Origin of the sequence: Rhodococcus sp. TAF43 (assembly GCF_052113525.1) — a bacterium.
Lineage (GTDB): Bacteria > Actinomycetota > Actinomycetes > Mycobacteriales > Mycobacteriaceae > Prescottella.
In genome coordinates this window covers 20,683-33,847 of sequence record NZ_JBFRDL010000033.1, presented here as the reverse complement: position 1 = coordinate 33,847, position 13,165 = coordinate 20,683, and the positions used below count along the sequence as shown (strand labels likewise).

The 13,165-nt window shown below is 68.6% G+C and carries 11 protein-coding genes; 6 read left to right on the top strand and 5 right to left on the bottom strand.

Annotation, left to right across the window (positions count from 1 at the left end; translation table 11 throughout):
* Nucleotides 1-9 precede the first annotated feature (9 nt).
* Nucleotides 10-972 (bottom strand): PDR/VanB family oxidoreductase, encoded by a 963-nt coding sequence (locus AB4Z09_RS19225; RefSeq protein ID WP_174908730.1) that lies wholly within the window; start codon nucleotides 970-972, stop codon nucleotides 10-12.
* A gap of 243 nt (nucleotides 973-1,215) precedes the next feature.
* Nucleotides 1,216-2,280, bottom strand: a complete 1,065-nt coding sequence (locus AB4Z09_RS19220) for an aromatic ring-hydroxylating dioxygenase subunit alpha (protein WP_114718153.1) — start codon at nucleotides 2,278-2,280, stop codon at nucleotides 1,216-1,218.
* A gap of 242 nt (nucleotides 2,281-2,522) precedes the next feature.
* Here AB4Z09_RS19220 and AB4Z09_RS19215 point away from each other — a divergent pair, with 242 nt between their 5' ends.
* Entirely contained in the window at nucleotides 2,523-3,896 is a 1,374-nt protein-coding gene (locus AB4Z09_RS19215) for an MFS transporter (RefSeq protein WP_174908729.1), read from the top strand.
* Between the two features lie 30 nt (nucleotides 3,897-3,926).
* Here the strand turns inward: AB4Z09_RS19215 and AB4Z09_RS19210 are convergent, their stop codons facing one another.
* Nucleotides 3,927-4,562, bottom strand: a complete 636-nt coding sequence (locus tag AB4Z09_RS19210) for a TetR/AcrR family transcriptional regulator (RefSeq protein WP_254622827.1) — start codon at nucleotides 4,560-4,562, stop codon at nucleotides 3,927-3,929.
* 177 nt (nucleotides 4,563-4,739) lie between these two features.
* Here AB4Z09_RS19210 and AB4Z09_RS19205 point away from each other — a divergent pair, with 177 nt between their 5' ends.
* The 5 genes from AB4Z09_RS19205 to AB4Z09_RS19185 all read left to right on the top strand — a co-directional run bounded on the left by AB4Z09_RS19205 (nucleotide 4,740) and on the right by AB4Z09_RS19185 (nucleotide 11,794).
* The gene (locus AB4Z09_RS19205) at nucleotides 4,740-6,401 is read left to right on the top strand and encodes a class I adenylate-forming enzyme family protein (protein ID WP_174908727.1); all 1,662 of its coding nucleotides are present in this window, start codon (nucleotides 4,740-4,742) and stop codon (nucleotides 6,399-6,401) included.
* 45 nt (nucleotides 6,402-6,446) lie between these two features.
* Nucleotides 6,447-8,189: an N-acyl-D-amino-acid deacylase family protein gene (locus AB4Z09_RS19200; protein ID WP_174908725.1), complete on the top strand. Its 1,743-nt coding sequence runs from the start codon at nucleotides 6,447-6,449 to the stop codon at nucleotides 8,187-8,189.
* Between the two features lie 68 nt (nucleotides 8,190-8,257).
* Nucleotides 8,258-9,817 (top strand): carboxylesterase/lipase family protein, encoded by a 1,560-nt coding sequence (locus AB4Z09_RS19195; RefSeq protein ID WP_174908723.1) that lies wholly within the window; start codon nucleotides 8,258-8,260, stop codon nucleotides 9,815-9,817.
* Entirely contained in the window at nucleotides 9,814-11,295 is a 1,482-nt protein-coding gene (locus AB4Z09_RS19190) for a carboxylesterase/lipase family protein (RefSeq protein WP_174908721.1), read from the top strand. Before AB4Z09_RS19195 ends, AB4Z09_RS19190 begins: the two co-directional genes overlap by 4 nt.
* Before the next feature lie 58 nt (nucleotides 11,296-11,353).
* Entirely contained in the window at nucleotides 11,354-11,794 is a 441-nt protein-coding gene (locus tag AB4Z09_RS19185; RefSeq protein WP_174908719.1) for a GtrA family protein, read from the top strand.
* Here AB4Z09_RS19185 and AB4Z09_RS19180 read toward each other — a convergent pair.
* Together AB4Z09_RS19180 and AB4Z09_RS19175 are read right to left on the bottom strand one after the other, a co-directional pair.
* Nucleotides 11,777-12,643 carry an Fpg/Nei family DNA glycosylase gene (locus AB4Z09_RS19180; protein ID WP_174908717.1) on the bottom strand — a complete coding sequence of 289 codons (867 nt, stop codon included), beginning with the start codon at nucleotides 12,641-12,643 and terminating at the stop codon, nucleotides 11,777-11,779. The genes AB4Z09_RS19185 and AB4Z09_RS19180 overlap by 18 nt on opposite strands.
* 39 nt (nucleotides 12,644-12,682) lie before the next feature.
* Nucleotides 12,683-13,153, bottom strand: coding sequence for an SRPBCC family protein (locus AB4Z09_RS19175; protein WP_174908716.1), 471 nt, complete (start codon nucleotides 13,151-13,153; stop codon nucleotides 12,683-12,685).
* Nucleotides 13,154-13,165: the final 12 nt, after the last annotated feature.

The following is a 13,165-nucleotide window of genomic DNA, read 5'->3' as shown; positions in this document are numbered from 1 at the left end:
CCGCTCTCCTCACAGGTCCAGAACGAGTCGCGGGCACGCTGCTCGCGAAACGCAGATCATCATCGTGTCGTCGGCCGCTCGTTCCTCGTCGGTGAGCAACGAATCCCGGTGCTCGACGACGCCGCCGAGCACCGACGTCTCGCAGGTCCCGCACGTACCCTCCTGGCAGGAGGACAGCACCTGGACTCCCGCCGCGGTGACCGCCTCGAGGATCGAGGTACCGGGTGGCACGGTCACGGTCGTGCCGCTGAGCGCGAGCTCCACCTCGAACGGCTCGTCGAGGACCGGGGCGCCGAGTTCCCTTGCCGCGAAACGCTCGACGTGCAGCGTTCCGGCGGGCCACTGCTCACACCTCTCGGCGACCGCATCCAGGAGGCCGGCTGGACCGCAGCAGTACACGAGGGTGTCCGGAAGCGGTGTACCGAGGATCGCCGAGAGGTCGGGCCGCCCGGAGACGTCCTGCGCGCACACCTCGACGCTGTCCGGGTAGAGCGTCGTCAGCTCGTCGACGAACGCCATCGAGCCACGACGGCGGCCGCCGTACGTGAGCGTCCAGTCGGATCCCGCGGCGTGCGCGGCAGCGACCATCGGCAGCATCGGGGTGATTCCGATGCCGCCGGCGATGAAGATGTACCGCGGCGCGTCGCGTAGTTCGAAGTTGTTCCGGGGACCGCGGACCCGGACCGAGTCACCCACATCGAGCTTGTCGTGCACGTACTGTGACCCACCGCGGCCGTCCGGCTCTCGGAGCACCGCGATCCTCCAACAGCCGGGGTCGGAGGGATCGCCGCACAGGGAGTACTGCCGCACGAGGTCCGGCTGCAATACGACATCGATGTGCGAGCCCGGAGTCCATTGCGGCAGCGCAACCCCCGCTGGGTGGCGTAGTTCGAGGACGGCGACGCCGTCGACGACGTCGCTCTTGCGATGCACTTCGAGGTCGGCCTCGAATTCGTGTGACCGGACTGTCATGAGTTCACCAACACTCTCGGAGGGATGTAGGGGGTYGCTGTCTCGTTGGTCCCGGAGCCGGTCGTGTGGCCGGTCGGGTGGCCGAGCAACCAGTTCCACAGCTCGATCGGATCGTCGGCGACCCTGGTGGCGCCGCAGTGACACGTGCCTTCGAGGCTGTCGGATCCCGGCACCCAGACGATTCGTACGACGTTGCGGCCCTTCGGCCTTACGGCGGGTTCGGTGGCCATCGATGCGCTCTCGTCAGCCGACCGGGACGGATCGAGAGGGCCGCTTCACCATCTGCTCGAGCATCCTGCGCGCGGCCAGCGCACCGGCGTCGATGTTGATGCTCAGTTCCTGATAACCCGAGGGTTCGCCCGCGATCACCGTCTCGAGCAGATCGAGGGCGACCACGTCCTGGAGCACCACGGTGCGGTTGTTCTCCCGCAGGAAGTCGGTCACGTCCTGATCATCGAGCGCGAAATCTCTCGCCACCGACCAGAAGTCGTGCGTCGAGTGTTCGGTTTCGGGGGTGATGGCGTAGACCACCTCGACGTGGAAGGCCTGGCTGTCGGGACCCTCCTCGGGCGGCATCACACCGACGGGGGCAATACGACTGTGCAACAGGTACAGACATGGTGGGGTGTACTCGACGTCCTGCCATCGGGTGATGCGCCCTTCGATGCCGGTCGACTCGGCGTAGAACGGGGGGCACTCCGCATCGTCCATGTGCCGGCTCATGCAGATGACGCCCGCATCCTCGTCCACCTCGGTGCTGATCGGTGTCGCCGCGACCTCCGGTGTACCGATGTATCCGCCGTGCAGATAGGTCTCGTGGGACAGGTCCATCAGGTTGTCCACCAGGAGGCCGTATCGCGCCCGCAGCGGCTCCATGCCTCGCACGACCGCGTAGTCGGGGCTGTCCAGCCATGGGGCACGGGGAATCTCGGCCGAATCGGGCTCCGTCGGATCGTGCGGGTCCGGGATCCAGATCCACACGAAAGAGTCCTGCTCGACGACGGTGAAGCTCTTCAAGCGCGCAGTACGCGGGATCCGACTCTGGCCGGGCACCGCCACGCAGCCCCCGTCACGGCCGTAGGTGAATCCGTGGTAACCGCAGACCACCGTGTCGCCCTCGAGGCGACTCGGCGCCTGGGACAGCGGAAACCTGCGGTGCACGCAGCGATCCGACATCGCGGTGACTTCTCCGGATTCGGTGCGCCAGAACAGGATCGGCTCACCGCAGATGGTTCGGGCGAACAACTCGCGCCCCACCTCCGAACCGTAGGCCGCCACGTACCACTGGTTTCGGGCTATCGATGTCATCGTGTGCTCCCAACTGGGCGGCGCGTCTCGCGCACCTCGACTTCGGGTGGGGCCGGCAGGCCCGGTGACTGCATCCACTGTCACGGAACCGATATGACCGAGACCACTCGACTTCCGGATATCGGAAGACTGTGTGCCGTCTTCCGATATCCGGAATGGGGGTGGAATCGAGACGAGGCGATCCGCAAATGTTCTGCCGAGTGATCCGGCTCACATCACATCACTCGATCAAGGGACCGAACATGAGTATTGATCTGCGGGAGCGCATCGATTCCAGTCCGATGTCGCGATTCCAATGGGGCGCGGTGGCGATCTGCGTCCTGCTCAACGTCCTCGACGGCTTCGACGTGCTGGTGATGGCCTTCACCGCACAGTCGGTATCTCAGGAATGGGGACTATCAGGCTCCGAGGTCGGACTACTCCTGAGCGCCGGACTGTTCGGAATGGCGGGCGGATCACTGCTACTCGCGCCCTGGGCCGACACGATCGGCCGACGCCGGATGATCCTGCTCTGCCTGGCCATCGCCAGCGCCGGGATGACCCTGTCGGCGCTGAGCCCCAACGCCCTCGCACTGGGCCTCCTCCGCGCGCTGACCGGAGTCGGAATCGGCGGAATCCTGGCCAGCAGCAACGTCATTGCGAGCGAGTACGCGTCGTCCCGCTGGCGCGGACTCGCGGTGAGCCTGAACTCGACCGGCTACGCGATCGGCGCCACGTCGGGCGGCATCATCGCCGTGGTGCTGCAGAACAGTTTCGGGTGGCGCTCCGTTTTCCTCTTCGGCGGCGTCTGCACCGCGGCCATCATTCCCGTGGTGTTCCTGCGACTGCCCGAGTCACTCGACTTTCTGCTGACCCGGCGGCCGGCCAACGCACTCGCGCGCATCAACAAGTTCGCCGCGCGAATCGGGCAGCCGCAACTGTCCGAGCTTCCGGACCCGACCGAGGACGGCACTTCGCCGACCGAGTCGGCCGGCAAACTGCGGCAACTGTTCTCGCCTGAACTGCTTCGTCCCACCCTGCTGATCTGGTTCGCGTTCTTCATGATCATGTTCGGCTTCTACTTCGTCACCAGTTGGACGCCGAAACTGCTGGTGGCCGCGGGACTTTCCGCGAACCAGGGGATCACCGGCGGCGTGCTGCTCAACCTCGGCGGAATCTTCGGGGCCACCTTGCTCGGCGCCCTGTCCGCCAGGTTCGCGCTGCGATCGGTCCTGTCCGCCTACATGGTGATCGCAAGTGTTCTCCTGGTCGTCTTCGTGCCCGCCACCAGCTCCATCGTGGTCGGATTCACGCTCGGAGCCCTCATCGGGGTCTTCGTGAACGGCTGCGTCGCCGGGCTGTACGCGATCACCCCGTCGGTGTACGGACCGTCCGTCCGAGCGACCGGCGTCGGCTGGGGAATCGGCGTGGGACGGATCGGCGCCATCGTCTCGCCCATCGTCGCAGGCAAGCTGTTGGATCTGGACTGGACGCCCACACAGCTGTACATCCTCGTCGCCGGCGCGTTTATCCTCGGAGCGATCGCGGTCAGCAGACTGCAGTCCGAATCGAAGAAGACGACACCCGCACCGGTGGAGCCGTCCCCCGCGGGGATGCTGTCGGGCGAGCCCGCCTGACCGCGCACCCCCAGGGGACGAGCGCCGGCGTCAGTCACCGCCCGGGGCGCTGAGCGCCGGGAACCAGATGTCGGTGAGGACCTCCGCCGCCTGTTCGCGGGGAACCTCGATCGTCCCCTGGAGGGCCCATCGGGTGAAGAACCGTTCGAGCTGCGCGACCAGTAGTTCGATACGCAACCGGGCCTCGTCCTGCCGGTCCTGCGGCCAGCGCGCCAGGTACTGCGTCATCGAGTTGGGCAGGGCGAGGATCCCGTCACGGGACGTCTCGCGGAACGAGGGTTCCAGGGCGACCGCCTCGTCCCACGCGGGCAGGATGTCCTTGCACTCGTCGAACCAGTCGATGGCCCGGTTCACCCAGGCCGTGAACTCGGCGCGGGATCCGGTCTCGAGCACCCGATCGAGGTCCTCGTAGAACGCGAAGACACTCGGCACCATCTTCTCCGCACTGATGGCTCGCAGGATCTCCACCTTGCCGGGAAAATGCAGGTAGAAGGTGGCGCGGCTGCAGCCGACCGCAGCGGCGATGTCGTCGACGGTGACCGCCGCGTAGCCGCGCGCGCAGAACAACTCCCGAGCACACTCCATGAGCTTGGTCCGGGTCCACCGCTTCTGTTCTTCTCGCAGACTTCCGCGCCGGCTCTTGATCTCGTCCGCAGCAACTCCCACGCCCTAGACGATGGCGCACCCGGACGGGCGCAGGCAAGTCGAATCGCCGCTCGAAGGACGGATCGTCATTCACTTGACACATCGTCAGTCAATCAGAAAGTATGACGCACATCACTATAGATGTGCGCCGGTGTCGAGCACGGCGACGATCCTTGCCCGCATCGAAAGGAACTACCCGTGACCAAGTCTGTCGACCCGCAGGCCTACATCGCGTCCGTCATGGCCGGACTGACGGGCCCGGGCGGGCCGTTCGAACTCCACGAGGAGGATGTCCTCGGCGTCCGCATGCCGGTGATGAAGAACCGCGATCGGTCCCTGGGCGACGCCCTGGCGGCCTCGATCGCATTCGGCGACCGCGACTACCTGGTCACCGAGGACCGCCGGATGAGCTACGCCGAGCACGGTGCCGCCGCGGCGGCACTGGCCCGCGCCCTGCGGGAGCGGTACGGCGTCGACAAGGGCGACCGTGTCGGCATCCTCGCCGCCAACACTCCCGAGTGGGTCCTGTCGTTCTGGGCGGCGCAGGCGCTCGGCGCGATCGCGGTGGGCTTCAATGCGTGGTGGACGACGCGCGAGATCGAGTACGGGGTCGGCCACGCCCAGCCGTCGGTACTGATCGTCGACGCGAAGCGCGCCGCGCTCCTCGACGGGCTCGACCTGGACGTCCCCGTCCTCACGATGGAGGACGACCTGCCGAGGCTGATCGCCGAGTTCGCGGGCGCCGACCTGCCGGACACGACCGTTCTCGAGGACGATCCGGCGGTGATCCTCTACACCAGCGGCACCAGCGGCCGCCCGAAGGGCGCGGTGCACTCGCACCGGAACCTGTTGGCCGTCATCGGCTATCACCGTTACAGCGACGGCCTCGTCGCGGCCTTCACGGGCGGTGACCCGAGCTCCGATGCGCCGAGCGATCTGCGCTACCTGCTCACGTCGCCGCTGTTCCACATCGCCAGCCTGCACAACCTCGTCGTCCCGCGTCTGGGCACGGGCAGCGCCGTGGTGATCTATCAGGGCTCGTTCGACGCGGACCGGGTGCTGCGTCTGATCGAGCGCGAGAAGGTGACCAACTGGGGCGCGGTCCCCACCATGGCGGGTCGCCTGCTCGAACACGACGATGTGACTCGCTACGACCTGTCGTCGCTGACCTCGTTCGCGCTCGCCTCGGCGCCGTCGTCGCCGGGTTTCCAGCAGCGCCTGCGGGAGAAGCTGCCGTTCGCCCGCAACGCACTGGTCGACAGCTACGGGCTCACCGAGTGCAGTACCGCGATCTCGGTTGCGACGCCGATGGATCTGCAGGCGTTCCCCGGCACGCTCGGCCGGCCGATCATCGGTGTCAGCGTGGAGATCCGCGACCCGTTCGGCGAGCCGGTGCCCGACGGGACCGAGGGCGAGATCTGCGCGCGCAGCCCGTACGTGATGCTCGGCTACTGGAACGACGACGCGGCCACCTCCGCGGCCATCCGTCCCGGACGCTGGCTGCACACCGGCGACTTCGGGGTGATCGAGAACGGGATGGTTCGGCTCACCGGACGCCGCTCCGATCTGATCCTGCGCGGCGGAGAGAACGTCTACCCGGTGGAGATCGAGCAGTGCCTCGACGAGCATCCGGCGGTCGCGGAGTCCGCGGTGGTGGGAGTCGACCACCCCGACCTGGGGCAGGAGGTCGGCGCGATCGTGGTCGTCCGGCCCGGGATGGAGGTGACCGAGGACGAATTGCGGGAGTTCGCGTCCGAGCGTCTCGCGTACTTCAAGGTGCCCACCCGATGGAAGATCACCACCGATTCGTTGCCGCGCAACGCGACCGGAAAGACGATCCGCACACGAATCGCTCTGTGAGCGAACACGTTCCCCGCTCCCAGCGGTGAGAGAGGCAAGATCCCGATGAGTTACGACGCGATCGTCAAGAACGGCCGGTGGTTCGACGGCACCGGCGCCCCGTCCGCAACCCGACACCTCGGTATCCGAGACGGCCGGGTGGCCACAGTCTCGGCCGCCGCGCTCGACGAGACCGACTGCCCGCGGGTGATCGACGCGGCCGGCAAGTGGGTGATCCCGGGCATGCTCGACATCCACACGCACTACGACGTCGAGGTCCTGCTGCGTCCCCAACTGGACGAGTCGGTGCGGCACGGCGTCACCACCGTGTTCGTGGGCTCGTGCTCGCTGTCGACGGTCCATGTCGGGCCGTCGGACGCCGGTGACCTGTTCGGCCGGGTCGAGGCGATCCCCCGTCGCCACGTCGTCGACGGGCTCGAGGAGCGCAAGACGTGGAACTCGGCACGCGAGTACGTCGACGCGCTCGAATCGCTGCCGCTGGGAGCGAACGTCGCGGCGTTCATCGGCCACTCCGACATGCGGGCGGCGCTGATGGGCCTGGACCGGGCCACTCGCAAGGAGATCAAGCCGACCGCGTCCGAACTCGCCGCGATGGAGCAGCAGTTGACCGAGGCGCTCGACGCCGGCTTCGTCGGGATGTCCTCGCAGCAGCTGATGTTCGACAAGCTCGACGGCGAGGTCTGCCGGTCCCGCACGCTGCCGTCGACGTACGCGACCGCCAAGGAGCGTCGCCGACTCAACGCGATCCTGCGACGCCGCCGCCGGGCGCTGCAGGGCGGCCCGGATGTGGCCCGCCCGCAGAGCATGGTGGTGATGGCACTCAGCAGCCTCGGCATCTTCCGCAAGCCGCTCAAGACGAGCCTGCTATCGGCCGCCGACGTCAAGGCGATCCCCGGTGTGGTGAAGGTCTTTCCGCTGATGGCGAAGGTCATCAACGGCCTGGGCGGCGACTTCCGTTGGCAGCACCTGCCGGTCCCGTTCGAGGTGTACTCCGACGGCATCGACCTGCCGGTGTTCGAGGAATTCGGTTCCGGCGCGGCGGCCCTGCACCTGTCGAACCAGATCGACGCGCGCCGCGATCTGCTGGCCGACGAGAACTATCGCCGGCGCTTCCGCAAGGACTACGACAAGAAGTACGGGCCCCGGGTGTGGCACCGCGACTTCTTCGACGCCGAGATCGTCGAGTGCCCGGACGAATCGGTCATCGGGAAGACGTTCGGTCAGGTCGGGGAGGATCGCGGCGGCGTGCATCCCGTCGACGCGTTCCTCGACCTGGTGGTCGAGTACGGACCGAAGGTCCGCTGGCGGACCACGATCTCGAACCACCGCCCCGAGGTGCTGAATACGCTCGCCGCCGATCCCGGTGTGCAGCTGGGCTTCTCCGATGCAGGCGCGCACCTGCGGAACATGGCGTTCTACAACTTCGGACTGCGCTTCCTGCGACGCGTGCGCGACGCCGAGCGGGCGGGTACGCCGTTCCTGTCGGTGGAGCAGGCGGTCCATCGGGTCACCGGTGAGCTCGCCGACTGGTACGGCCTCGACGCGGGTCACCTCAGGGAGGGCGACCGCGCCGACCTGGTGGTCGTCGACCCCGAGCATCTCGACGCCTCGCTCGACACGTACGCCGAGTGCCCGATCCCCGAGTACGACAACCTCTCCCGGATGGTGAACCGCAACGACGACACCGTCTCGGCCGTCTTCGTCGGCGGCGAGTACGTCTTCGGCGACGGGCAGCCCGCGCCTACCCTGGGCAGCGCACGGACCGGGAGGTTCCTCGAGGCTCGGTGACGAGCCACCTCGGGACGTCGACGTGCTCGGCGGCCGCCGGGCACGCGATCCGTCGTATAGTCGCGACCATGACCCCCGGGCTGGACGTAACCACCGTCGACGGCGTCGTTCGGGGCCGACGGGTCGGCGATCTGCTGGCCTGGCGCGGTATCCCCTACGCCGCTCCACCCGTCGGCCCGCTGCGCCTGCGGGCACCGCAACCGGTAGAGCCGTGGACCGGCGTCCGCGACGCCACCGCGTTCGGCAATGCCGCACCGCAGCACCGGATGGGCACCGCCCTGCGACCGGGCAAGTACCAGCCGATGTCCGAGGACTGCCTCACGCTCAACGTGCTCGCCCCGGCGGCGCCCAGCTCGACGCCGCGGCCCGTCATGGTGTTCGTCCACGGCGGCGCCTTCACGATGGGCACCACGGCCTTGGGGATCTACCACGGGGACCGTCTGGTGCGCCGGGGCGACGTGGTGTTCGTGTCGGTCAACTACCGGCTCGGCTCGCTGGGATACCTCGACTTCAGCGAGTTCTCCACGCCCGCGCGGCCGTTCGACGCCAATCTCGGCCTGCGCGACCAGCTGGCCGCGCTGGAGTGGGTGCAGCGCAACATCGCCGCCTTCGGGGGCGATCCCGAGAACGTCACGCTGTTCGGCGAATCCGCCGGCGCCACCTCGGTGACCACGCTGATGGCGACGCCGGCCGCCCGTGGACTGTTCGCCCGCGCCATCGCCCAGAGTTCCGCACCCGTCCTCGTGAACGACGCACCGCGGGCGCGACGCTGGGCCCGGGAGTTCGTGTCGCTGCTCGGATCGAACGCAGACGACCCCGCGGCGGCCGCCCGCGCCCTGGACGACGCCACCTCGGCAGAACTCGGCAAGGCGGGGCATCGGCTGGGTGCCAAGGTGCTCGCCGAGACTCCCGGCCTGCACCCGTTCGGGCCGACCGTCGACGGCGACTTCCTGCCCGTGGCGCCATTGCAGGCATTCACTGACGGCACCGCGCACCGAGTACCGCTGATCATCGGGACCAACGCCCGCGAGGGCACCCTCTTCCCGAAGTTCCTCGACGGTCTGCCCACCGACGAGGCACGCATCGACGCGATGTTCGAGCTCACCGATCCGGAGGCCCGGGCGCGCGTCGTCGGCGCATACGCCGGCTACCCGGGTCCGGCAGCGGCGATCGATCTGGGCGGCGATCTGACGTTCTGGAGGCCGTCGGTCCAGATCGCCGAGGCTCACTCCGTCCATGCCCCCACCTACAGCTACCGTTTCGACTTCGCGCCGCGCCTCATGCACTGGCTCGACCTCGGCGCCACACACGCGTTCGAGATGTTCGCGGTGTTCGGTTACGGCGACTCCGCCGCCGGACGTGCGCTCACCGCCCCCGGTGGTCGACGCGGACTGCGCGTGGTCACCGACCGGGTCCAGGAGCACTGGATCTCCTTCGCCTGCAACGGAATCCCTGCGCCGTGGTGGCCACGGTACGACACCGACATGCGCCGTACCCTCATCCTCGACGTTCCCACCCGCGTCGAACGCGATCCGGGCCGGGAACGCCGACTCGCGTGGGCGGACTATCGCGGATACCTCGACGAGGACGGGGACAGGCACCCTGCCGTACCCGAGCACCGGGCATGACCGGGGGCGGCCTCGAGGTCGAGGTCACCCTCGCCGAAGGCGTGGTCCGTGGGCGCCGACTTCCGGATCTGTTGTCGTGGAGGGGAATTCCGTACGCTGCACCGCCGGTGGGAGCGCTCCGGCTGCGCGCTCCGGAACCGGTACAGCCGTGGGCCGGCGTCCGCGACGCCACCGAGTTCGGTCCCTCCGCGCCGCAGCAGCGCAGACAGGGCGACGAGAACTGCCTGACCATCAACGTGCTGAGGTCGGCCGACCCGAGCAGCGCCGCCAGGCCGGTCATTGTGTTCATCCACGGCGGCGCACACACGGCCGGAACCTCGTCGGCGCCGCTGTACAGTGGCGCCTCGCTGGTCCGCCGCGGCGACGTCGTGTTCGTCTCGTTGAACTACCGGCTCGGCGCCCTCGGCTACCTGGACTTCTCCGAGTTCTCCACGCCCGAACGACCATTCGATACCAACCTCGGCCTGCGCGACCAGGTTGCCGCATTGCAGTGGGTGCAGCGCAACATCGCCGCGTTCGGGGGCGACCCCGCCAACGTGACACTGTTCGGCGAGTCCGCCGGCGCCGACGCGGTCGTCACCCTGATGTGCACGCCCGCCGCGAAGGGCCTGTTCGCGCGCGCCATCGCCCAGAGCCCGCCCCCGGCCACCTCGAACGGCCGGGAACTGGCGGCGCTGTGGGCTCGCGAGTTCCTCGACATCGCGGGCGTCTGCGGGTCCGACGTGACCGAGTTCCTGACCACCGCCGCACCCGAACTCCTCGTGCAGGCGGCCACCACGCTCAGTACCCGTGGGGCCGACGAGGTGCCCGGCACCCGTCCGTTCGCTGCGGTCGCCGACGGTGACCTGTTGCCGGAGCACCCACTGAATGCGTTCGAGGCGGGAACCGAACACCGGGTGCCACTGTTGATCGGCACCAACGCGCACGAGGGCCGGATCTTCCCGCGCTTCCTCGACATCCTTCCCACGAACCGGGATCGGATCGAGAAGATGTTCGAAGACACCGATCCCGCGATCAAGGCTCGCGCGATCGGCGCGTATCCCGGATACCCCGGCCGGCGGGCCGCCGCGGATCTCGGCGGCGACGTCGTCTTCTGGGAGCCGTCGGTGCGCTGCGCACACGCGCACACGCGCCACAGCGACACCTACATGTACCGGTACGACTTCGCGCCCCGCCTCCTGCGCCTGACCGGCCTGGGGGCGACGCACGCGACGGAACTGTTCGCGGTGTTCGGTGCACGGGGGCCCGCGGCGCGCACCCTCACCTCGCTCGGCGGCCGCCGCGACCTGCGCGTCGTCACCGACACGATGCAGAGCCACTGGCTCCGCTTCGCGCGCGGTGGGCGGCCGCTCGGGACGTGGCCGCGTTACTCGCTGGAGCGCCGTGACACCCTGATCATCGACGCGGAGTCCCGCGTGGAGACCGATCCGCTGCGCACCCGCCGCGAGGCCTGGCTCGGATACCGGCACCGTCACTGAATCCCCCGTGAGCTACGGTTGCGAACTGCAACCAAATCTCAGGCTGTGGGAGACCTCGATGTCCGTGCTCGACAGGCGTCTGGGCGGCGACGGATGGGCCGCCCAGCTCACCAGGTTTGCCCTGGTGGGCGGATCCAGCAATATGCTGTACGCGCTGTCGTTCCTCGTTCTCGACGCCTACGGGACGCTGTTGGCGAACGCCGTCGGTGTCGCGACCAGCACGGTGCTGGCCAACGAGCTGCATCGACGCCGCACCTTCCGCGCCGCCGACCGGGTGCCCTGGTTCGCCGCCCAGTGGGAGGGCGGCGCGCTGGCCCTGCTAGGCCTGCTCATCAGTTCCCTGGCCCTGGCGCTGCTGCACTTCTTCTTCCCCGACGTCGGCGGCCTGGTGTCGATCGCGCTGGTGATCGCCGTGAGCGGCGTCGTCGGCGGGCTCCGGTTCATCGCACTGCGCGGCTGGGTGTTCGGCCGCCGGCAGCCGCTACTTCAGCAGTCGTGACATCCGCCGGTCGGCGAGGATCTTGCCGCCGGTCTGGCATGTGGGGCAGTACTGGAACGACCGCTCCGCGTACGACACCTCGCGTACCGTGTCGCCGCACACCGGGCACGGCATTCCCGTTCGCGCATGCACCGTCATCCCGGCCCGCTTCTCGCCCTTGAGCCGGGCCGCCTCCTGCCCCACCGAGCGCGCCGCGGCGTCGGACAGTTCCGACCGCATCGCGTCGTACAGCGCGTCGACCTCGTCGGACGTCAGTTTCGACGCCGTCGCGAACGGCGACAGCCGGGCGGCATGCAGGATCTCGTCGGAGTACGCGTTCCCGATTCCCGCGAGCAGGGACTGGTCCACCAGCGCGGTCTTGATCCGGGCCGACGTCCCGGCGAGCAGTTCCCCGAACTCTGGACGGGCCACCTCGAGCGCGTCGGGTCCGAGGCGGGCGATGCCCGGCACCTGATGCGGGTCGGTCACCACCCACACCGCGAGCCGCTTCTTGGTACCGGCCTCGGTGAGGTCGAAGGCCGGCGTCGCGCCGTTGGGGGTGAAGAAGTGCACCCGCAGCGCCAGCGGGCCCTTCCCCGGCTTCGGCGGCGCCGTGCTGGGGTTGTCGGCCCAGCGCAACCAGCCACCGCGGGACAGGTGCGTGATCAGCCACAGCCCGTCGCAGTCCATCGCGAGGTGCTTGCCGAACCGCCGCGCCCCGGTGACGTCGCGGCCCTGCAGCGCCGTGATCGGCGGATCGACCGTCTTTAGCACGCTCAGCGCGGCGACGTCGATGCGACCGACCACCGCCCCCACGGCATGGTCACGCAGGAACTGGGCCAGGGCCTCCACCTCGGGCAGTTCGGGCATGSGCTCAGCGTAGGCGCCGGCGCCGACAGCCGGGCGGGGTCAGACAGGTTCGTTGAGCGGCCCGACGTCGACCACGGAACCGAGCAAGCCTGTCAGGATGAGCACGATGTTGCTGCGCAAGGTGGACTCCGCAACCGGGTCGAGGATCTCCGCCAGGCTCGGTATCCCGAGGTCGAATCGGGTCTCGAAGCGGATCAGCACACCGTCACGATCCGGCTCCGGGTCGAGCTGCCAGGACCCTTCCATCGTCAGGAAGTCCCCGCTGAGTTGGGCGAATTCGATGCGGCGGGCGATCGGGTCGAGCACGTCCCGCTCGGTCCAGCGCAAGGTGCCCTTGCGGAACCGGACCAGCCAACTGGAGATGACCGACCCGTCCGCCTGCGCGGGTTCGAGTTCGAGGGCGAGGACGGTTTCCGTCAGTTCGGGATAGCGGGCGAAGTCGCTGATCCGGGCGTAGGCCGCTTCGGGCTGCACGTGCTCGGCGCGGATGTGCATGACTACGTGGCGCATGAGAACTCCAAA